A 21,014-nucleotide genomic window follows, 5' to 3' on the forward strand; every position below is an offset into this window, starting at 1 on the left:
GCAACTCCCGCACCGTAATCCTGGTTCTGCCCGCCCCTAATATGAGTTGAGTCCGACGTGTCTTCCGACCGCCAGCGTTCCGAACAGTCCCTCCACTCTGCGGAGAGCCAGCCTCCTTGGTACCAGCCCCTCAAGCTTCGCAACTACCGGCTCTTCCTGGCCCTCGTGTTCACCGGCAGCGTGGGGGTATGGATGCAGCGGCTGGCCCAGGACTGGCTGGTGCTGCAGCTGACCGGCAGCCCGGCCGCCGTGGGTGTGGCAGTGGCACTGCAGTTCCTGCCGATGCTGATCGTGGGACCCCTCAGCGGCCTGCTGGTGGACATGTTCCCCAAACGCCGGATCATGATGGTTTGCCAGGCCGTCATTGCCTTCCTCGCCCTGGCCCTCGCCGTGTGGGTCGCGACTGGAACCGTCACCGTCTGGGCCGTTTACGCCAGCTGCGTGGCGCTCGGCGTGACGTCAGCCATCAACCAGCCCGCCAGCCAGGTGTTCGTCAATGAAGTAGTGGGCGACGCCGCCCTCAGGCCCGCAATCGGTATCAACAATGCCATCGGCCAGTTGGGCGCCATGGCAGGACCTGCGCTGGCTGGAATCGTCATTGCACAAGTTGGATCGGCCGCAGCGTTTGCGGCTAACTCGCTGCTGTGCCTGCTGGTGCTTTGCCTGATCGCCGCGATCCGCCCGGCTGAACTGCACTCGAGCATCCCGGCGGAACGGGGGAGGGGCCAGCTGCTGGCGGGCTTCCGCTACGTCCGGGAGCGCCCTTCCCTGCTGCTGATTATTGCCTTGGCCGGGCTCCTGGGAATGTTCGGCATGAACGGGCCCGTGGTCCTGGCCGCCTTCGCCGAACGGGTGTGGCACAACGGTGTCGAAGGGTTCGGCCTGTTCAACACCGTCAGTGCCGTCGGAGCCTTTGCCGGCGCCCTGCTGGCGGCCCGCCTGCGGAGCCTGGGCCGGAAGGGGATCGTGCTGGCGGCAGGCCTCTTCGGGCTCTCCCAGCTGGTGGCGGCCCTGATGCCCAACCTCGTCCTCTTCATTGTCATGCTGGTGGTGGTGGGCCTGATGACGCTGCTGTTCCTGACCAGTGCCGCTACCGCCGTGCAGCTGGAGGCCGGCCCGGAGATCCGCGGCAGGGTGATGGCTTTGTACCTGCCGTTGCTGCTGGGCGGACACGCCCTGGGCGGCCTGCTGGCCGGCTGGCTGACCGAGCAGTTCGGCGTACGGATCGGACTGGTCACCACCGGTGCCCTGGGCATGTTGTCCGCAGCAGTGATCGGTTTGCTGCTCTGGCTCAACGCCCGCCGCCTGCGCCGCACCTGACTCCTTAAGCCACCCCCGCCGGCGTGAACGTCCAGCTGCCAGGGTGGATTCGAAAGTCCATCGTTTGCCCACGCCCGGCCGGACCGCCGCCATGGCTTGTGCTGCCTTCCGTGGCGCCCGCGCGCGCGGAGGTTTCGACGGCGGCATCCGCCGTGGGTCCCTTGACTCCGTAGGTGCCGGCCGGCAGCCGGACAACCGCGGTGCTGCCGGCCGGGACCGTGCATTCCAGGCGCACCAAGCCGTTGTCCCGGCTCCAGTTGACCCCCACGTCGCCGTTGCCTGCCGGAACGGTGCCGCGGGCATACTCCAGCCTGCACAGCGGGGGTTCGATCAGGAGTTCACGGCCGCCGGCGGAGGCGTGGCGGACGCCGAGCAGGTGCTCGAGGATCTCCTTGGCCACTGAGGCAGACCACGCATGGGACTGGCTGTAGTCACTGCCTTCAGCCAGGTCCCAGGTTTCCCACGTGAAGGTGGCACCGCGCTCCAGGAGGTTCGCCCAGCCGGGCTGGTCCTTGGTGGTGAGCAAGTCCAGGACGGCATCGGTGAGCCCTTGGGACAGCAGCGCCCGGACCAGCCGGTGCACGGTCAGGGGCCCCTGACGCATGCCCATGCCGGCAATCCGCAAGGCATCAGCCGTGGCGTGTTCAGTGCCGGTGATCCCCAGCGACAGCGGGAAGGAGGTGGCGTGCTGGGAGGCGTGCGGACTCGGTGTGCCGTCGCCGCGGAGTCCGTCCACCATCACACCGTCCACGCGGAGGCGGGTTCGGATGGCCCCTGCCAGGGTGCGGGCTTGCCGGGCGTACTCGACGGCGGCATCCACCTGCCCGGCCAGCGCGCAGAGCCGGGAGGTTGAGATGAGGGCTGAGTAGGCCTGGGCGTTAACGGTGGTCTTGGCCGCGCAGTCCATGTCGTAGCCGAAGCGGCCCGGGGCCGGCCAGTCCACGATGCCGTGGAGGTAGGGGCCGGAGCCGCCACCCAGTTCGGTGACCAGTCCCGCCGTCGGGCCCTCCGCCGGGATGTACCGCAAGGCGTAGTCCGCCGTGTCACAGAGGTGCGGCAGCAGCTCCCTGACCAAGGCCAGGTCACCCGTTCGGCGGTGGTACTCCTCAACCCACTCCGGGATCATGAGCGAGAAGTCGGGGATGTCCCGTTTGCCGTCGCCGTTGGGGTACACGGCGTTGTAGCGGCCCTTGTCTGCTCCGTCGGTCCAGTAGCGCGCAGGCGACCAGCCGAACTCCCGGAGAGCCTGGGCGGTGTAGGCGTGTTCAGCGAAGAGGGACATGGTGGCGTAGGAGATGTTGACGGCGTCGGCCAGGAACTGGCCCTTCTCCCGGGTGGGCGTGTCCACGAACTGCTCCTGCACTCCGTAGAGCGCCGAATCCCGCAGCAGCCGGAACACGTCATTCAGTGTGGCATCGGAACTGGTGAAAGTCGCCTCGCCGGGGTGCCGGCCGTGGACCACCACGGCGCCGACTTTGGACAGGTCCGCGGCGTCCACGCCGGGCAGTTCCAGGTAGCGGAAGCCCAGGTGCACCATGGCCCGGTACTGCTGCGGACCCACGGCCTGGGTGTAGGGGAAGGACATGTCGGTGTTCTGGCTGGCGGTCTTGCCCGCGTCCACCCTTCCGTCGGGGCCCAGGACGTAACCGGCGCGGATCATCACCGTCCGGCCCGGGACGCCGTTGAGGAAGTCCACTTCGGGGCGGCCTGGGATGACCTGGCCGAAGTCCGCCACCAGCGTTCCGTCGTCGGCGGTCAGAAACGCCAGCGGCGCCACGAACTCCTCCGCCAGCACCGTCCGCCGTGGATGCAGGGCCGGGAATTCGGGGCAAGGGTGGCTGCCGTAGCTCAGGGCGGGAGGCATCTGTTCGACGGCGGGCAGGGCAGCCGCGGCCAGTCCGTCCAGGTGCTCCACGGGGTCGCCTTCGTCATTGCGGTAACCCGACTGGCGGTAGGGCGCCTCGGACGCCAGCCACTCCGGGCCGGACGCAAAGACCTCGCGCCGGCCGTCAGCGTAGTCAACACTGAGGCGGACCAGCAGGCCCGGGAGGCCGGCGGCGCGCCCCTGCCCGGGGCCGTACCAGTGCAGCAGCGCTGTGAGTGGCACCTCTACGTCCTGCTGCCGTGCCGCGGTGCCCGGCGTGCCGTCCCAAAGTCCGGTGAGCAGTCCGGTGACGTCCGCGGCGTCGTAATACCCTTCGCCGGGGTAGCCAAAGGACGTGGTGCTGAGGCATCTGGTGCCGCCGAGGGAGAGCTCTGCGTGATGGTTTGCTGCCATAAAGAGACGGGCCCTGGCCACCGTGCCGGTGAGCCTGATGGTGCTGGTGAACAGCGTCCACTCGTCCGGCTGGCGGTGCGCTGTGGTGCCGGCCCAGTGCGCGAGGTTCGCGCGGGCAAGATCTGTGCCGACGCCGAACTGATGGTCGAGGAGCAGTTCCCCGGGGTTTTCGCTGGAGGTGTCCGTGACGTGAAGCGACAGGTATTCGGCCTGGCTGCGTGGCCCCTGGTGAAGGGCCAGCCGGCCCTGCCCGCCGGGAGCTGCCGGCTCCGTCCAGGCCAGGAGTTCGATGCCGTCCACGGCCGCGGTAATGGCGTCGCCATCGTCCGTGACGTCCAGGTCGCGCCACCCCTCGGTGGACGGTCCGGCCTGGGCTGTGGCGAGGACCTCGGTGGCGGGGGCCGACGGCACAGGGATCTCCCACTCGGCGGTCCGGCGAAGTACGATTTCGCCGGCCGCGTTGAGTTCCAGCAGCAGCCCGGTCCCGGGGCCGGAGCTCCTGACGATGACCCCGGCCATGCCCATCATTGGCCGGACGCGTGCCTGCAGCCGGAAAGCGCGAAGCGGAGGGCAGGGGATGGGCAGGAACGGCGTGCCGGCAACCCGCAGCGCCCCGTCCAGGATCTCGAGCGGAGCGCGGCCGCCCGGCGCGCGGTGCATCCAGTCCGCTCCCCACCCGCCGTCCGGGAGGCCGGTGCTGAACTGCTGCGGCTGCGACCAGGCTCCCGGCATCCCCGCCGCGTCCCACACCCGGACCCGCCACGCGTAGTCCACGTCATCGTCGAGCGCCGGTCCGTCATAGAGGGCAGAGCCGGGGAAGTCTGAAGCAACCTGGCCGGAATTCCACACCCGGGACCCTGCCGCGTCCTGCACCACGATTTCGTAGCCGGTCTGCCGGGCACGGGATGGATCCGAGTCCTCGGGCTGCACGAGCTGCCAGCCGAACGAGGGGCGTGCTCCCGCCGTAAGGCAGGGGGAAAGTCCATCCGTCAACAGGTGCTTGGCCTGCAGCTGCCCTCCTGCAATCACGGAAGTTTCCGGCTGTGCAGCTGGGGTACGGGACATTCAGGAAGCCGGCAGGGTGAAGGCGTGCGGGGCGGTACCGGCCCAGGGGAGCCCGAGCTCGCTGAAGGTGGTGTGCCGCCCGGCGGCACGTGCCAAGGCATCTTCAATACCGATGAGCACAGCATGCGCCGCATCTCCCTCGCCCTCCCACCGGAGGTATGCCTCATCGATGCGGGCCGGCAGCGGAGCAGTTCGGATGGCTTCCAGGACGAGCATAAAAGCGCCGCTGTCCAGGAGCGGGCTGATGAGCGGAGCGCCGCTGTTGCGGTGGGCCAGCAGGTTTTCGGTCAGGTCGTCCCTGCCGAACACTTCCTCGGAGCTGCCCTCGGCGGTTTCCACAGCGAGCCGGTCCTCCGTGTAGTGGAAGACGGCGGTACCCTTTGAGCCTTGCAGGGTCACGTAGGGTTCCACGGATTCGGTGGCGCACAACGTCAGGGCGCAGGTGATGGGCAGCCCTGAGCTGGTCCGGATCCGGATCACTGAGGTGTCGTCGGACTCGATATCGTTGGCGCGGTACAGCTCGGTTTCAATCGAAGCAATGTCTGCTGTGGTGCGTGCTCCCGCGATCCGCAGGGCAGTTGCCACCGCATGCGCCAGGGGATTGGTGGCCACGCCGTCCACCACGTCCACGCCGTCGATGGTACGTTTACCGGCCCAGCGGGACCGCTTGTAGTAGGCCCGGTCCCGGACCCACCGGCCGGTGGCCGAGATACCCTGCAGCGTACCAATGGTTCCGTCTGCGAGCAGCTTGCCGATCGCCTGCAGTGCGTGGGAGCCCAGGCTCTGGAAGCCGATCTGGACGCTGCGTCCATTGGCTGCTGCAGCCTCGCACAGCTTGGTGAAGTCCGAGAGTGACGCGACCGGCGGCTTCTCCAGGTACAGATCGGCAGCGGTGGCCAGTGCTGCGAGGCCCAGCGGGGCATGGGTCTGGATGGGGGTGGCGACAATAATGAGGTCCGGCCCGCCGGTCCCCGCGAGCAGTTCAGCCAGCCCCGGAAAGACCTGCGTTGTTGCAGGGACCGAACCCGGTGCCGGGGGATTGGGGTCAGCAACGGCAACAAGGTCGACGACGCCGGCTGCCTGGAGGCGCTCAAGGTTCCGCAGGTGGTGGGTACCGAAGCCGTGGACACCTACCAGCGCCACCCTCGACGCGCTCCCGCCCGACTGCTCCGCCCCCGGCCCGCCCGCTGGCTGTGTGCTGGCTGCTGCTGAGTCAGAGAGGTCCCTTGGCTGAATCCCGGCGACGGTGCCGGCTGGCGTTCCCATGGTGCTCCATTCTGCCCGGACAGGGCATGCGTTCCTATAAAGCGTTTGTACGGCAAGCGCTTTCCGCTTTCCAGTGTGCGCCAAGAGCAGGCTTGCCGTCCAGTTATGTAACGATTCAAAAACTAGCTTGACCCGCCCCATGGCCGGGGTCTAGATTTCGAGAAACCGATTACTTACGTGACGTGGACCACTCGGGTTCCCGTTTCTGCAACGATGGAGAACTGAAGGGAGCCATGCCATGTCAACGTCATCGTGGAGCGCCCGGGCATACTCGTTCTTTGACACGCTCCTGTGGATCGCTTGCCTGAACATGCTGTGGCTCGCCTTCACCGTCCTGGGCCTCGGTGTCCTGGGTGCGGGGCCTGCCACCGCAGCAGCGCAAATCCTGGTCCGCAAGAGGGCCAAGGGTGACGCTGCGCGCCTGCTGCCCGGCTTTGCCCACGAGTACTGCCGAAACTTTGTCCGCGGCAACGCCCTGGCCCTCCCCATCATGGGGGTGGCCGTGGCCCTCGCCATGAACTGGAACTACTTTTCCGGCTCGGGTGGCCTGTTGTCCCAGTTGGCAGCCGCTGCAACCTTTGTCGGAGCCATCTTCGTTGCCGGCGCGTTGTGCTACCTGTTCCCCATGTTTGCCCGGTACCACCTTCCCCTGCCCCAGTACTTCCTGATGTCGTCACGCTTCGCCCTCCGGCACCTCGCGGGAACAGTCATTCTGCTGTTCGTCTCCGCGGCCGTGGCCTATGCGAGCGGTGCCGTCCCGGGCCTGATCCCGTTCTTCAGCATCGGAGCCTGGCTGTTCCTGACCGGTTGGCTGTGTGACCGCTTCTTTACCGCCAACGATGACTCCATGGCCGCCGCCTCGGAGCAACAGCAGGCCGCTGCCAGCGGCCTAAACCACAGCCAGGCGCTGATAGCGCGCTGAGCGCACGGCCTAAACCAAAACCTGACCTCGTGCTGCCCGGGCTCAACGCTGCCCGGTGACAGCAAAACCGACCCCGAAGAAGTGGAAAAGGAACAAAATGATCCGCAGAAGAATGTCCCTGGCCGCCGCCGTCGTTACCGCTACGGCGCTCACCCTGACGGCCTGCGGCGGAGGTGAAACCCAGTCCGCAGACATCTCCACAGTGAACGTCATGGCTCCCTTCCTTGAGGCGCAGCCGCCTTCCGCAGAGGGCGCCGTCCAGAAGAAGCTCGAGGAGCTGACGGGCAAGGACGTCAATATCACGTGGGCCCCCAACGCCTCCTATGAGGACAAAACCAACATCACCCTGGCCTCCTCCGAGATCCCGCACGTAATGGTCATCCAGGGTAAAACGCCCGGCTTCGTCAAGAACGCCGAAGCCGGTGCCTTCTGGGACCTGACGGACAAGCTGGCTGAATACCCGAATTTGAAGACCACCTTCCCGGACATCCAGCAGAACGCGAGCATCAACGGCAAGGTCTACGGCGTTTACCGCGGCCGCGCCCCCATGCGTGCTGCCGTGATGTTCCGCCAGGACTGGCTGGACAAGCTGGGGCTTGAGGCTCCCAAGACCACGGAGGACCTGTACGAGGTAGCCAAGGCATTCACCGAAAAGGATCCGGACGGCAACGGCCAGAATGACACCTGGGGCATCACCATCCCCAAGTGGGGTGCCCTCGGAACCAACAGCCCCTACGACTTCATCGAGACCTGGTACGGCGCAGGCAACCGCTGGACCGAAAAGGACGGGAAACTGATCCCGAGCTTCGAAACCGAGGAATTCCTGGAAGCCAACCGGTTCGTCAAGAAGATGGTGGACGAGAAGCTCATCAACCCGGACTTTGCCACGTTCGATCCCACCAAGTGGAACGAGCCGTTCCTGAACGGCAAGGGCGGCATCATTGTGGACGTCGACTCCCGGGTGAGCGTCCTCATCAACCTGTTCAAGCAGGCAGACCCGAACAACTTCGAAAACAAGGTGGGCTTCGTCGGCAACCTTGAAGGCCCGGACGGCGAGCTGAACGCCCACCCCACTGACGGCTACTCCGGATTCCTGGCAATCCCCAAGTCCAGCGTGCGCACCGAGGCTGAATTGAAGACCGTGCTGGAGTTCCTGAACACCATGAACGGCAAGGACGTGGCTGTGCTGCTCAACAACGGCATCGAAGGCGTGAACTTCACGCTGGAGGATGGCAAGGCTGCCACCATTAAGCCCGAAACCGAGGAAGCCAAAGCCGTCAACACGGACATCAAGAGCTACGCCCAGCTGGGCATGAACGTTGCCGGCAACACCTTCTACCCGGTCAAGCAGGCCAGCGACTACGAACAGCAGGTCTTCGACAAGCGGACCGAAGTGATGGCCGAAGACCTGAAGAGCGCCGTCTACAACCCTGCCGCCCCGTACGTGTCCGCCACCTATGTTTCCAAGGGTGCGCAGCTGGACAACATCGTGGCTGACGCCCGCATCAAGTACCTCGCCGGCCAGATCGACGAGCAGGGCCTGAAGGACGCCATCAAGCTGTGGAACACCAGCGGTGGCGACAAGGTCAAGGAAGAGATCAACAAGCTCTGGCAGGACAACAAGTAAATGACAGCCCCTGTCATAGTCACCAAAGCCGGGGAGCGGGCGCAGCCTCCTGCGTCCGCTCCCCGGAAGCGGGGCAGGTTCTCCGTCCACTTCGCCCATTACAAGTGGCTGTACCTGCTGCTGCTGCCCGGCGTGGTGTACTTTGCCATCTTCCGTTACGGCCCCATGTATGGGGTCAGCATCGCCTTCAAGGACTACGTTCCGTTCCTGGGCGTGAACGACAGCCCGTGGGTGGGGTTCCAGCATTTCCAGGACTTCTTCTCCAACCCGGATTTCCCGCGGCTGCTGGGCAATACCCTGATCCTGGCGTTCCTGAACCTCGGCATCGCGTTCCCGCTGACCATCGTCCTGGCGCTGCTGCTGAATGAAGTCCGCCTCTCGATCCTCAAACGCACCGTCCAGACGCTCGTTTACATCCCGCACTTCCTGTCCTGGACCATCGTTGCCTCGTTGAGCTTCCTGCTCTTTGCCCTGGACTTCGGGCCGCTGTTCCTGTTCCTGAACTCAGTGATGGGCACGAACATCGACTTCCTGTCCGATCCCAACTGGTTCCGGCCGCTGATTGTGCTGCAGGAAATCTGGAAAAACACCGGCTGGGGAACCATCATCTTCCTCGCCGCGCTCGCCACCGTTGACCAGGACCAGTACGAGGCCGCAATCATCGACGGCGCCGGCCGGTTCCGCCGCGTCTGGCACATCACGCTGCCCGGCATCCGGTCCACCATTATCGTGATGCTGATCCTGGCCATCGGGCAGATGCTGAACACCGGCTTCGAGCAGATCTACCTGATGACGAACGCGCTGAACCGCTCCGCAGCCGACGTGTTCGATACCTACGTGTACTTCGTGGGCATCACGCAGGGCGCCTACAGCTACTCCACTGCCGTCGGGCTCTTCAAATCCCTGGTGGGCCTCGTGCTGATCTTCGGCACCAACGCCCTGGCCAAACGCTTCAACCAGAGCGGACTGTTCTAGCCATGAAAATCCACAACACCACCGGCGGGCGGATCTTCGACGCCGCGAACTACGTGTTCCTGTCCCTGGTCGGCATCATCACCCTGCTGCCGTTCGTCTACGTGATCGCAGGCTCCTTCGCCACCGAAGCGGAAATCACCCGCCGTGCGTTCTTCGTCTGGCCGGAACAGTTCACCCTGGGCTCCTACGAGTACATTTTCTCCACCCCCGCATTCACCAGGGCGCTGGTCACCACTGTCCTGGTCACCGCCGTCGGCACCCTGGTCCAGCTCGCGTTTACCGTCACCATGGCCTACCCGCTGGCCAAAAAGACACTCCGCGGGCGCAAGCTCATCCTGTCCCTGGTGGTCTTCGCCATGGTGTTCTCGGGCGGCATGATCCCCACGTTCCTGCTGGTGAAGGACCTGGGGCTGCTTAACTCCTACTGGGCCCTGATCCTGCCTGCCGCGATCAACCCCTTCAGCCTGATCATCATCAAGAACTTCTTCCAGGAACTTCCGCAGGAGCTCGAGGAATCGGCCAAGATGGACGGCGCCACCGAGATCGGGATCCTCTGGCGGATCCTGCTCCCCTTGTCCAAGCCGGTCCTGGCCACGTTCGCGCTGTTCTACGCCGTGGGCATCTGGAATGACTTCATGTCACCCCTGCTCTACCTCTCGGATAACTCCAAGTGGACCCTGCAGATGTACCTGCGCCAGGTCACTGCGGCGTCGGACCTCCTGGGCACCGGCAACGTGGATCCCGCCTACATCCCGCCGGAGCAGGGCATCAAGTTCGCCGTCATCGTGGTGGCCACCCTGCCCATCCTGATCTTCTACCCGTTCCTGCAGAAACACTTCGCCAAAGGCATGCTGATCGGCTCCGTCAAGGGCTGACGCACGCCCCGCTTGCGCTATCACTTCTGGTCCCCAACACCGGGTTTTGGGGACCAGAAGTGATAGGTCAACGGCCCACTTACAGAAAGCACACCATGAAAGTCCTGCTCGCCGGAGATTCCACGGTCGCCAACTGCCCCACGCACGAGTACCCCATGAGCGGCTGGGGAGCCCGGTTGCCCCCGCACACCTACACATGGGCTGCCGTGCACAACTTTGCCAAGGGCGGCGCCAGCACTGAGTCCTTCCGGGAGGAGGGGCTCTGGGGGCAGCTGCTGGCGGAGGCAGCCCATGGTGACTTGGTACTGATTCAGTTCGGCCACAACGACCAGAAGAAGCCGCATCTGGCGGCGCGTACGGGTTATGCCGCCAACCTGCGCAAAATGGTGGCCGAGGTTCGTGCCCTGGGCGCGCTGCCCGTGCTGTGCACGTCGGTGGAGCGGCGGCACTTCCTGGCCGGCCCGTCGTCGGACGCTTCCTTGGAGGAGAGCCTGGAGGATTATCCGGAAGTGGTCCGGGAGATTGGCCTGGAGCTGGGCCTGCCGGTCATCGACCTCAACATGTGGACGCGCGCGCTATACGTGCGGCTGGGGCGGGAGGAATCGGTATCCCTCTTCTGCCACTTCGCGCCCGGCGAACATGCACACTGGCCCGACGGACTGAGGGACAACACCCATTTCTCCCAGCAGGGTGCAGCCGTGGTGGCAGAGCACGTTGCGGGGCAGCTTCACGCGCTTGGGCTGGCCCCTGTGAGCCTGGCAAGTACGACGGCGGGGCGCGGCTAGGTGGGCGCCGCCGGCTTGGGAACGGAGGTGCTCTACAGCAATCCGCTCAACGGTCCTGGGGACGTAGCGGACTGGGTAGCCGAAGGGCCCCTCAGCCTGGGGAGCCACGACGGGGCTCTGGAACTGTCAGGCTCGCTGGACGACGAGGAGTTCGGCGACCACGCGCACTGGACGTTCTGGTGCCCGGAGGAGTTCCCGGACGGAATAAGGATCAGCTGGGAGTTCCGCCCTCTGGAAGAACCTGGCCTGGCCATGCTGTTTTTGGCTGCAAACGGGCATGGCGGGCGGGACCTGTTCTCCCCTGGACTCTTGCCGCGGACGGGCTACTATCCGCAGTACCACTCAGGGGACATGGACGCCCTGCACGTCTCGTATTTGCGGCACAAGTACCCGTCGGAGCGGGCCTTCCGGACCTGCAACCTCCGCAAGAGCGCCGGCTTCGAGCTGGTGGCCCAGGGCGCGGACCCGTTGCCGCCTGCGGAGGACGCCGTGGATTTTTACCGGATGGAAGTGGTGAAGGATGGCCGGAATGTGGGTTTTTCCATCAACGGGCTCCCGCTCTTTGACTGGCAGGATCCATCGGACCAGGTGCTGGGCGGAGGCTACCTGGGGTTCCGGCAGATGGCACCACTCCGCGCGGCCTACTGCAACCTCGTCGTGGAAAAAATCTAGCGTCCGGTTCCGTTACTTCTGCCAGCCCAGCCAGTCGACGGCTTCCTGGGCAATGGCTGCGGGTACCGTGTGCGGGCCCGGGAATTCCCGGTAGGTGACGTCGTAGCCACCCGCCCGGAGCGCAGGCACCAGCCGGCGACTGGTGCGGTCAATCGGCAGGACTGCGTCGGCGTCTCCGTGGGAAACGAAGACCCGGGGCTTGCCGCTGCGCGGGACGGGCGGGACAAACCCCGGGGAGAAGGCAACGACCCGGGAAAAGAGGCCACCATTGGCCAGGCCCAGGGCCAGTGCGTAGGAGGCGCCGTCCGAAAAGCCGCCCACACCGATGCGGTTCGGGTCCACGAAGACCAGCTGGAAGATCCGTTCCATAGCCCGGTCGATCACCTGCACATCGGGGCCGAAGGGCCCCCGGACGCCGTCCCAGGTTGAGTCCCGGGAGGACGGTGCCGCCAGGACGAATTTGTGTGTTTCGGCAAAGGCGGACAGCAGTGATAATCCTCCCGCAGCCTCACCCCCGGCGCCATGCAGCAGGATGATAAGCGGGGCAGGCTGGCCGGGCTGCAGCCCGGACGGAACGTAGAGCAAGGTGTCCCGGACAGTCTCCAGGCCCAGGCCCTTCTGTCCGGGACCAGGAGGCTGCCCGGGCTCATTTCCCGGCCTTGCAGTCAGGGCTGCAAAATTCATTGTCGTTTCTTTGGGACGATCCATCTCTTCTCCAGAACAGGCTGAGAGCGCTGCGGCCATTCCCAGCGCTCCCGCGCCAACCAGGAAGCTGCGTCGCGTGGCCACGGCCTACCCACATCCGCTCTAGTGGCTGATGGTGCCTTTGCGCGATTCGAGCACGGGCGGAATCCAGCGGTCGGCGGCAACGCCTGTGGTGATGGAGTAGATGGCTTTGTGCAGCACATCAACCACCTGTTCCCGAGGGGTCCAACTTGTAGGGGGAGCGCCCATCCCCGTGGCATTCTCAAGGGTCTGATCGAAGGCGAGCCGCACGGCGGTGTGCTTGGTGTTGGCGAAGGGACCCCGCATGCCGGTCACCGCCCACATCCCGCGGAGGGAGCCCAGCACCGCCCCGGTGCCCCAGTGCATCAGGTGGTTCCAAAGAAATGGTTTCTCCGCCTGGCTGGGGGTCCTGCCCAGAAGCGTCAGAAGGGTCCGGGCGGGAACGTAGGAGTTGGGCCGTTTCGTGAAAATCTGTTCGGCTTTTTCGCCGGCAGTCATCACTGCCACTCCGGCAAGGCCGCACACCGCGCCTTTTCCTGCAGCTGCCAGCAGCCGCCGCCCCCTCGTTTCACCGTGCATGTGCTGCTCCCATCCGCGTCGGAAGTACCTGGAATCGTTGGTCCCTGGTACGTACCCAGCAGAGGGGAGGACCTAACCTAGGCGATCGCTTCCAGTGACAGTTCCTCGACTGCCGACTGAAGGGCATCCAAGTCGAACCACGCGACAGGCAGCACGTCATGGATAAAGGCATCAAAATCGAAGGGATGGCAGTGCCCGCCGTGGTTCCAATAGAGGATCCAGAGATCGATCAGGCCAAGGTCCTTCCGCTGCAGCAGGTGTCTGGCTCTGTGCCGCAGGTCATCCATAACCAATCCTTGCTTCTGCTACCCCCGTCCCACAAGAGCAGTAAGTGTGTTTGCCGCAGGGGATTTTCGCCGTGGCATCACTGGGGGAGGGAAGCGGGAGATCCCATCGCCTTGGCGATGAGCCGCTGCAACTGCAGGGCACTGTTTTTGGTGGATCCGCCCGCATCAATCACCGTAAAGGAGGGATACCAGGGCAGCTCCATGTAGCCCTTCCGGAACCGCTGGAGATCCTCGAGGCTTTCCTTGTCCTCGCCCCGGAGGGCAATGCGTTCGTACGCCTGCTCCGCCGGGATGTCGAAGTAGGCCACGGCCTGGGCCTTCGGCAGCATCCCCAGCAGGGCTTCCAGCATCCGCCGGCGGCGGATGCCCCGGGCTTTCCGCAGGGCCAGCTGGCAGTACAGATGCCGGTCCATGATGACCAGCCCGTCAAAGCGCCACGCGCGCAGGTGGTTGAGCACGACGTTGAAGACCCTGACAGCGGTTTCGAGGATATCCGCGACCTGGACGGGCAGGGGCATCCCGAAGCGCTGGGCCAGGGCCGAGACGGTTTTCCTCCCCGAATAGTTGCCCAGCACCAGCACTGGGGTGCCCGGCAGAAGTTCCGCCGCTTCGCGTGCGGCAGTGGATTTGCCGGCACCATCAATTCCCAGCACCACAATGAGGGCTGATGGTCGTCTCGCGGGAAGTGTCATGTCTCTTTCATACGGGAGCGTACTGTGCCTGCGGTTCGGGAAGCCTGTGGGCAGGCTGTGAAAGCAGGAGGAAGCGCCGCCGGGTCAAAGTTGGAGCAGAATAGGGGAGTCTGCACTGGGAGGGAGACTGGGCATGGAGTCTGTAATGGTTGGTGGTGGCAAAGGCACGGTGGAGTTGCGTTCCGACGGCGTCATCCACCTTATCTGGGAGCCGCAGGTCCGCATAGAACAACATGACGCCAAGGCGGCTATGGCAGCTGTCAACGGGATAGCAGGGGATAAGACTTACCCCATGCTCGTGGACATGGCCACGACGGAGAATGTCACCAGGGCGGCGCGTTCGGTGTTTTCCATTCCATGTGCGGCACATCGGATCGCGCTGCTCGGTTCCAGCCCGGTGGACCGGATCCTGGCGAACTTCTTCCTCGGCGTCCACATCCCGCCGTGCCCCACCCGCTTCTTTACCTCCAGGACCGAGTCCATGGCGTGGCTGGCGCAGGCCCGGTAAATCCGTCGGGCAGAGAGAGGCCGGTCAGTCCGCGGCCGGCGCCCCGGTGCTTTGACGGACCACCAGTTCCGGGGTGAAAACGACTGCGCGGTGCCGCGCGTGCTGGGCTTCAACCTCTTCGGCCAGGAGTTCAATGGCTGTCCTGCCCAACGCCTCGGTTGGCTGCCGGATGGAGGAGAGGGGCACCACGGCGGAGACTGCGAAGTCGATGTCGTCATAACCGATCAAGGCGATGTCCTCCGGGATCCGGTAGGTGTGCGTCATGGTGAGTGACTGCATAACGCCGAGCGCCAGGAGGTCGTTCGCGCAGAAAATCCCGTCGGGTAGACCGCTGCGGTCCCGTTCCACCAGCGTGTTGCCAACGCTGCGGCCGGCCAGGACCGTCTGGCCTTCGGAAACCAGCACTTCAAGCGTGGCGTCCGGTTCTTCCTTCACGGCCCGCCGGGCGCCCTGGAGGCGGTCAGCCACCTGGCGGATGGAGGTGGAACCACCCACAAAGGCCAGTCGACGGCGGCCGGTGTCCAGCAGGTGCCTGGCAGCCAGGTAGCCGCCGGCGTCGTCGTCAACGGCCACTGAACTGAACTTCTCCTCGTCCGCCAGGCGGTCCACAAGGACCGTGGGCACGCCGCGCTCGCGGAGGAGGTCCAGCCGCTCAGTCACGTCGCCCACGGGCGAAATGAGGAGGCCCTGGACGCGCTGCTCCTGGAACAGGTCGATGTAGTTGGCCTCACGGCCGGCGTCGTGGCCGCTGTCGCCCAGCAACACGGCGCTGCCCTGGAGGGCGGCCGCATCCTCGGCGGCGCGCACCACCGAGGTGAAGAAGGGGTTTCCCACGTCCAGGACGATGAGGCCGATGGTGCGGCTGTGTCCGGCGCGAAGCTGGCGTGCCGCATCATTGCGGACGAAACCCAGTTCGTCGATGGCGCGCAGTACCCGATCCTTGGTCCGCTGGGAGACTCTGTCCGGGTAGTTCAGCACATTCGAAACAGTGCCGACAGCCACGCTGGCGTGGTTGGCTACGTCCTTGATGCTGGCTGAGCGGTTCATGATTCTCCGTGCTGCTGGGCCGGGTGCAGATGCCTCCCGGTCTTCGTGAGGAACGGGTGCCGGAATGCTTGACACCCGCTCACGTTCAAGAGTACTTTGAATCGTAACAATGAAACGATTCAAAGATCTGCGAGTTCAGGAGAGTTCCAAATGAGGGTGTGCTTCCGTTCTTCGGTCCAGCCGGCGCTGATCGACGAATACCGGCGGCGCCACGCCGCCGTTTGGCCGGACATGCTCCGGGCACTGAAGGATGCCGGCTGGAACAACTACTCCCTGTTCCTCAGCGAGGACGGACTTCTGATCGGCTACCTGGAGTGCGACGACTTCGACGCAGCCCGGGCCCGCATGGCCCTCGCGGACGTCAACACCCGCTGGCAGGCGGAAATGGCCAAGCTTTTCGAAGACCCGGACCAGGCGCCCGATGAGGGGTTCCAGGTACTGGAGGAAGTCTTCAACCTCGACAGCCAGCTTGCGGCGGCAGAATCCGCTGCAAGCTGACCATAGGCTGTCACCCACCGTGCGCTCCAGCAGCGGGCCGCACCGAACACCGCAACACCAACCAGACCACAGCAAGACAAGACACCGGAAAGAACCATCATGAATGACGTAGCAACGGCGCTGGGCAGGCTCGAGGAGCTTGCTATCGAGGTCCCCTCGTGGGCTTATGGAAATTCCGGTACGCGGTTCAAGGTGTTCGGCACGCCCGGCACCCCGCGCACCGTGCAGGAAAAGCTTGCGGATGCGGCGAAGGTCCACGAACTGACCGGCCTGGCCCCCACCGTTGCGCTGCATATCCCGTGGGACAAGGTTGATGACTACGCCGCCCTCCAGGAGTACGCGGCCGGCCTGGGCGTGGGCCTGGGCACCATCAACTCCAACACCTTCCAGGATGACGAATACAAGTTCGGCTCCCTGACGTCCTCCAACGAGACGGTCCGCCGCCGGGCAGTTGACCATCACCTGGACTGCATCGAGATCATGCATGCCACGGGGTCGAAGGACCTGAAGATCTGGCTGGCCGACGGCACCAACTACCCGGGCCAGGACGACATCCGCGGCCGCCAGGACCGCCTCGCCGAATCCTTGCAGGAGATCTACGCCGCCCTGGGTGACGAGCAGCGCCTGGTGCTCGAGTACAAGTTCTTCGAGCCCGCTTTCTACCACACCGACGTTCCGGACTGGGGCACCTCCTACGCCCAGACCCTGGCGCTGGGTGAGAAGGCCTTCGTCTGCCTGGACACCGGCCACCACGCCCCGGGCACCAACATCGAGTTCATCGTGATGCAGCTGCTGCGCCTGGGGAAGCTTGGTTCCTTCGACTTCAACTCGCGCTTCTATGCCGACGACGACCTGATCGTGGGTGCCGCGGATCCCTTCCAGCTCTTCCGCATCATGCACGAGGTGATCCGTGGCGGCGGCTACGGCAAGGATTCCGGCGTTGCCCTGATGCTGGACCAGTGCCACAACCTGGAAGAAAAGATCCCGGGCCAGATCCGCTCGGTCCTGAACGTTCAGGAAATGACCGCCCGGGCGCTGCTGGTGGACACCGCAGCCCTGGCCGAAGCCCAGCGCGCCGGGGACGTCCTGGCCGCCAACGGCATCTTCAACGATGCGTTCTACACCGACGTCCGGCCGGTTCTGGCCGAGTGGCGTGAATCCCGCGGCCTGCCCGCGGACCCGCTGGCCGCGTTCAAGGCCAGCGGTTACCAGAAGAAGATCAACGAGGACCGCGTTGGCGGCCAGCAAGCCGGATGGGGCGCCTAATAGCCATGAGCAACAAGACTGTTGAAGACCTGATTTCCCGTTCCAACCGCCTCGGTGCGGACAAGCGGAACACCAACTTCGCCGGCGGCAACACCTCCGCCAAGGGCACCGAGAAGGACCCGGTCACGGGCGAGGACGTCCAGTTGCTGTGGGTCAAGGGCTCCGGCGGGGACCTCGGCACGCTGAAGGCCGAAAACCTCGCGGTGCTGCGCCTGGACCGCCTGAATGCGCTGAAGAACGTCTACCCCGGCGTTGAGCGCGAAGACGAGATGGTGGCCGCCTTCGATTACTGCCTGCACGGCAAGGGCGGCGCCGCTCCCTCGATCGACACCGCCATGCACGGGCTGGTGGACGCCGCGCACGTGGACCACCTGCACCCCGACTCCGGCATCGCCATTGCCACCGCGGCCGAGGGCGAGGCCCTCACCACCAAGATCTTCGGCAACAAAGTGGTCTGGGTTCCCTGGCGTCGCCCCGGCTTCCAGCTGGGCCTGGACATCGCCGCGATCAAGGAAGCCAATCCGCAGGCCATCGGCACCATCTTGGGCGGGCACGGCATCACCGCCTGGGGCGCCACCAGCGAAGAAGCAGAGCAGAACTCGCTGTGGATCATCGAACAGGCCGAGAAGTACATCCGGGACAACGGCAAGGCCGAACCCTTCGGAGCCAAGCTCCCCGGCTACGCAGCCCTGCCCGAGACAGAGCGCCGCGCCAAGGCTGCAGCCCTCGCACCCGTCATCCGCGGACTGGCTTCCACGGACAAGCCGCAGCTGGGGCACTTCAGCGATGACGCCGTCGTCCTTGACTTCCTCGAAGCTGCCGAGCACCCGCGCCTGGGCGCGTTGGGCACCTCCTGCCCGGACCACTTCCTGCGCACCAAGGTCAAGCCGCTGATCCTGGACCTGCCCTCTGAGGCCTCGGTGGAGGACTCGATCGCCCGTCTGCACGAACTCCACGCGGACTACCGGGAGGACTACCAGGCCTACTACGACCGCCACGCGGACGAAAACAGCCCGGCCCTGCGCGGTGCGGACCCTGCCATTGTGCTGGTTCCCGGCGTGGGCATGTTCTCCTTCGGCGCCAACAAGCAGACCGCCCGTGTTGCCGGCGAGTTCTACATCAACGCCATCAACGTGATGCGCGGCGCCGAGGGGATCTCCACCTACGCACCCATCGAGGAATCCGAGAAGTTCCGGATCGAGTACTGGGCGCTGGAGGAAGCCAAGCTGGCCCGCATGCCCAAGCCCAAATCGCACGCCACCCGCATCGCGCTGGTTACCGGCGCAGCGTCCGGCATCGGCAAGGCCATCGCAACCCGCCTCGCCGCGGAAGGCGCCTGCGTGGTCATTGCCGACCTGAACCTGGAGAACGCGGAGAAGGTCGCCGAAGAACTGGGCGGGCCTGATGTTGCCATCGGAGTCCAGGCTGACGTGACGGACGAGTCCCAGGTTGCAGCCGCGATCGACGCCGCTGTGCTGGCATTCGGCGGTGTGGACCTGGTGGTCAACAACGCCGGCCTGTCCATCTCCAAGCCGCTGCTGGAAACCACCGAGAAGGACTGGGACCTGCAGCACAACGTGATGGCCAAGGGCTCCTTCCTGGTGGCCAAGGCTGCCGCGAAGGTCATGATTGCCCAGGGCCTGGGCGGGGACATCATCTACATCTCCTCCAAGAACTCCGTGTTCGCCGGCCCCAACAACATCGCCTACTCCGCCACCAAGGCAGACCAGGCCCACCAGGTGCGCCTGCTCGCCGCGGAACTCGGTGAGCACGGCATCCGCGTCAACGGCATCAACCCCGACGGCGTGGTCCGCGGCTCCGGCATCTTCGCCGGCGGCTGGGGCGCCAAGCGCGCCGCCGTGTACGGCGTGGACGAGGAGAAACTGGGCGAGTACTACGCCCAGCGCACCCTGCTCAAGCGCGAAGTCCTGCCCGAGCACGTGGCGAACGCCGCCGCCGTCCTCACCAGCAACGAACTGTCCCACACCACCGGCCTGCACATCCCCGTGGACGCCGGAGTGGCCGCAGCCTTCCTGCGATGAGCATCGAACGCACCAACGAAACTGCCCCGGCCCAGGCCGGGGCAGTTTCCGCAGGGCCTGCCAAGGTGTTCGCCGGCAATGTTTTCGCCGCGGTCGATATTGGTGCCTCCTCCGGCCGGGTCATCCTGGGCCGCGTCCAGGCCGGCGGTGCCGGCGGTGAAAACAGTGTCGAGCTGGAAGTCGTCCACCGCTTTCCCAACGGCGTGGTGGAGATCGACGGCGGGCTGCGCTGGGATTTCAACGCCCTCTTCGCCGAGGTCCTCAAGGGACTCTCAGCAGCGGCCACGGTTGCCGCCGCACAGGGTGAGCGTGTAGCCAGCATCGGCATCGACACCTGGGCCGTGGACTACGGACTGGTGAACGCCGCCGGGGTATTGACCGCCCAGCCGTTCAGCTACCGCGACGACCGCAGCCGCGCCGTCGTCGAGCCGGTGCACCGGAAACTGGACCCAGCGCGCCTGTACGGGACCACGGGGCTGCAGTTCCTGCAGTTCAACACCATTTACCAACTGGCCAGCGAGCCGGACCTGGACGGGCTGCAGGCACTCCTGATCCCGGATCTGATCGCGTTCCTCCTGACCGGGCAACGCCGGACCGAGGCGACCAACGCCTCCACCACAGGATTGTTCGACGCCGTGGCGGGGGAGTGGGCCACCGAGTTCCTTACCGCCCTCGGCCTGCGGAAAGAGTTGTTCCCTCCGCTGATCCAGCCGGGGGAAACCTTTGGCACCCTCCTGCCGGCCATTGCCGCCCAGGTGGGCCTTCCGCAGGAAACCCAGGTGGTGGCTGTCGGTTCGCACGACACCGCCTCAGCAGTGGCAGCCGTCCCCGCACAGGAGGAAGACTTTGCCTATATCTCCTCCGGCACCTGGTCCCTGGTGGGGCTTGAGCTGAAGCACCCGGTCCTCACCGAGGCCAGCCGCGAGGCGAACTTCACCAATGAGCGCGGCGTTGACGGCACCATCCGCTACCTCCGCAACATGGGCGGCCTCTGGCTCCTCAGCGAATGCCAGCGGACGTGGGCGTCCGAGGGGTTCCGGCCAGAGCTCACTGCCCTGCTGACCGCGGCTGCTGCCCTGCCGCCCGGCGGGCCACAGATCAACCCGGACGATCCGTACTTCATTGCCCCGGACAACATGCCGGACCGCATCCGTGCCGCGGTCCGCCGCACCGGAGAGGTACTGCCGGACGATCCAGCCGCCATCACCCGGTGCATCATGGACAGCCTGGCCGCCGGCTACGCCCGCACCATCCGCGACGCCGAGCGGCTTGCTGACCGGTCAGTGGACGTGGTGCATGTGGTGGGCGGCGGTTCCCAGAACCGGCTGCTCTGCCAGCTCACCGCCGATGCCACCGGCAGGAAAGTCGTGGCGGGGCCGGTGGAAGCCACTGCCTTGGGTAACGTCCTGGTACAGGCCCGCGCTGCAGGTTCCATCGCCGGCGGACTGGGGGAACTCCGTGCCCTGGTGGTGGCCAGCAGTCCACTGCAGGTTTTTGTACCGGAGCTCTCGCGGCTCTAGCCCTCGCCGGCGCGTCCCCCGGCGCCGCGCCAGCACCCCAGCACACAGGACAGGACCGGACAAC

Annotated in this window: 19 protein-coding genes; 12 read left to right on the forward strand and 7 right to left on the reverse strand. The window is 65.5% G+C overall.

What is annotated here, in order from left to right:
* Positions 1 to 57 precede the first annotated feature (57 nt).
* Positions 58 to 1,320 carry an MFS transporter gene (locus M1D32_RS04140; protein WP_458781074.1) on the forward strand — a complete coding sequence of 421 codons (1,263 nt, stop codon included), beginning with the start codon at positions 58 to 60 and terminating at the stop codon, positions 1,318 to 1,320.
* Between the two features lie 4 nt (positions 1,321 to 1,324).
* Here the strand turns inward: M1D32_RS04140 and M1D32_RS04145 are convergent, their stop codons facing one another.
* Both M1D32_RS04145 and M1D32_RS04150 read right to left on the reverse strand, forming a co-directional pair.
* Complete coding sequence (locus M1D32_RS04145) at positions 1,325 to 4,663, reverse strand: family 78 glycoside hydrolase catalytic domain (RefSeq protein WP_458781075.1); 3,339 nt, start codon at positions 4,661 to 4,663, stop codon at positions 1,325 to 1,327.
* Positions 4,664 to 5,929 carry a Gfo/Idh/MocA family protein gene (locus M1D32_RS04150; protein WP_458781076.1) on the reverse strand — a complete coding sequence of 422 codons (1,266 nt, stop codon included), beginning with the start codon at positions 5,927 to 5,929 and terminating at the stop codon, positions 4,664 to 4,666.
* A 238-nt stretch (positions 5,930 to 6,167) separates the two neighbouring features.
* Here M1D32_RS04150 and M1D32_RS04155 point away from each other — a divergent pair, with 238 nt between their 5' ends.
* The 6 genes from M1D32_RS04155 to M1D32_RS04180 all read left to right on the forward strand — a co-directional run bounded on the left by M1D32_RS04155 (position 6,168) and on the right by M1D32_RS04180 (position 11,785).
* A complete protein-coding gene (locus M1D32_RS04155) occupies positions 6,168 to 6,851 on the forward strand; it encodes a YesL family protein (protein WP_458781077.1) in 684 nt (227 codons plus the stop codon).
* Positions 6,852 to 6,948: 97 nt separating this feature from the next.
* Positions 6,949 to 8,478: an extracellular solute-binding protein gene (locus M1D32_RS04160; protein WP_458781078.1), complete on the forward strand. Its 1,530-nt coding sequence runs from the start codon at positions 6,949 to 6,951 to the stop codon at positions 8,476 to 8,478.
* Positions 8,479 to 9,453 (forward strand): ABC transporter permease, encoded by a 975-nt coding sequence (locus M1D32_RS04165; protein WP_458781079.1) that lies wholly within the window; start codon positions 8,479 to 8,481, stop codon positions 9,451 to 9,453.
* A 2-nt stretch (positions 9,454 to 9,455) separates the two neighbouring features.
* Positions 9,456 to 10,328 (forward strand): carbohydrate ABC transporter permease, encoded by an 873-nt coding sequence (locus M1D32_RS04170; protein WP_458781080.1) that lies wholly within the window; start codon positions 9,456 to 9,458, stop codon positions 10,326 to 10,328.
* A 95-nt stretch (positions 10,329 to 10,423) separates the two neighbouring features.
* Complete coding sequence (locus tag M1D32_RS04175) at positions 10,424 to 11,113, forward strand: rhamnogalacturonan acetylesterase (protein WP_458781081.1); 690 nt, start codon at positions 10,424 to 10,426, stop codon at positions 11,111 to 11,113.
* Between the two features lie 27 nt (positions 11,114 to 11,140).
* Complete coding sequence (locus M1D32_RS04180; protein WP_458781082.1) at positions 11,141 to 11,785, forward strand: DUF1961 family protein; 645 nt, start codon at positions 11,141 to 11,143, stop codon at positions 11,783 to 11,785.
* Positions 11,786 to 11,797: 12 nt separating this feature from the next.
* On the opposite strand, the gene M1D32_RS04185 is transcribed toward M1D32_RS04180, so the two are convergent.
* The 4 genes from M1D32_RS04185 to M1D32_RS04200 all read right to left on the reverse strand — a co-directional run bounded on the left by M1D32_RS04185 (position 11,798) and on the right by M1D32_RS04200 (position 14,069).
* Entirely contained in the window at positions 11,798 to 12,469 is a 672-nt protein-coding gene (locus tag M1D32_RS04185) for an alpha/beta hydrolase (protein WP_458781083.1), read from the reverse strand.
* A gap of 123 nt (positions 12,470 to 12,592) precedes the next feature.
* Entirely contained in the window at positions 12,593 to 13,090 is a 498-nt protein-coding gene (locus M1D32_RS04190) for a hypothetical protein (RefSeq protein WP_458781084.1), read from the reverse strand.
* Between the two features lie 77 nt (positions 13,091 to 13,167).
* The gene (locus tag M1D32_RS04195; protein WP_458781085.1) at positions 13,168 to 13,377 is read right to left on the reverse strand and encodes a hypothetical protein; all 210 of its coding nucleotides are present in this window, start codon (positions 13,375 to 13,377) and stop codon (positions 13,168 to 13,170) included.
* A gap of 77 nt (positions 13,378 to 13,454) precedes the next feature.
* Positions 13,455 to 14,069, reverse strand: coding sequence for a nucleoside/nucleotide kinase family protein (locus M1D32_RS04200; protein WP_458781086.1), 615 nt, complete (start codon positions 14,067 to 14,069; stop codon positions 13,455 to 13,457).
* 133 nt (positions 14,070 to 14,202) lie between these two features.
* Between M1D32_RS04200 and M1D32_RS04205 the strand changes: the two genes are divergently transcribed.
* A complete protein-coding gene (locus M1D32_RS04205; RefSeq protein WP_458781087.1) occupies positions 14,203 to 14,577 on the forward strand; it encodes a DUF7793 family protein in 375 nt (124 codons plus the stop codon).
* Positions 14,578 to 14,601: 24 nt separating this feature from the next.
* On the opposite strand, the gene M1D32_RS04210 is transcribed toward M1D32_RS04205, so the two are convergent.
* Positions 14,602 to 15,624: a LacI family DNA-binding transcriptional regulator gene (locus M1D32_RS04210; RefSeq protein WP_458781088.1), complete on the reverse strand. Its 1,023-nt coding sequence runs from the start codon at positions 15,622 to 15,624 to the stop codon at positions 14,602 to 14,604.
* 150 nt (positions 15,625 to 15,774) lie between these two features.
* On the opposite strand from M1D32_RS04210, the gene M1D32_RS04215 reads away from it, so the two are divergent.
* The 4 genes from M1D32_RS04215 to M1D32_RS04230 all read left to right on the forward strand — a co-directional run bounded on the left by M1D32_RS04215 (position 15,775) and on the right by M1D32_RS04230 (position 20,950).
* Complete coding sequence (locus M1D32_RS04215) at positions 15,775 to 16,122, forward strand: L-rhamnose mutarotase (protein WP_458781089.1); 348 nt, start codon at positions 15,775 to 15,777, stop codon at positions 16,120 to 16,122.
* 99 nt (positions 16,123 to 16,221) lie between these two features.
* The gene (rhaI, locus tag M1D32_RS04220) at positions 16,222 to 17,388 is read left to right on the forward strand and encodes an L-rhamnose isomerase (protein ID WP_458781090.1); all 1,167 of its coding nucleotides are present in this window, start codon (positions 16,222 to 16,224) and stop codon (positions 17,386 to 17,388) included.
* Positions 17,389 to 17,393: 5 nt separating this feature from the next.
* Positions 17,394 to 19,430, forward strand: a complete 2,037-nt coding sequence (locus M1D32_RS04225) for a bifunctional aldolase/short-chain dehydrogenase (RefSeq protein ID WP_458781091.1) — start codon at positions 17,394 to 17,396, stop codon at positions 19,428 to 19,430.
* Positions 19,427 to 20,950, forward strand: a complete 1,524-nt coding sequence (locus M1D32_RS04230; protein WP_458781092.1) for a rhamnulokinase — start codon at positions 19,427 to 19,429, stop codon at positions 20,948 to 20,950. Before M1D32_RS04225 ends, M1D32_RS04230 begins: the two co-directional genes overlap by 4 nt.
* Positions 20,951 to 21,014 lie beyond the last annotated feature (64 nt).

This window comes from Arthrobacter sp. D3-16 (assembly GCF_054408515.1).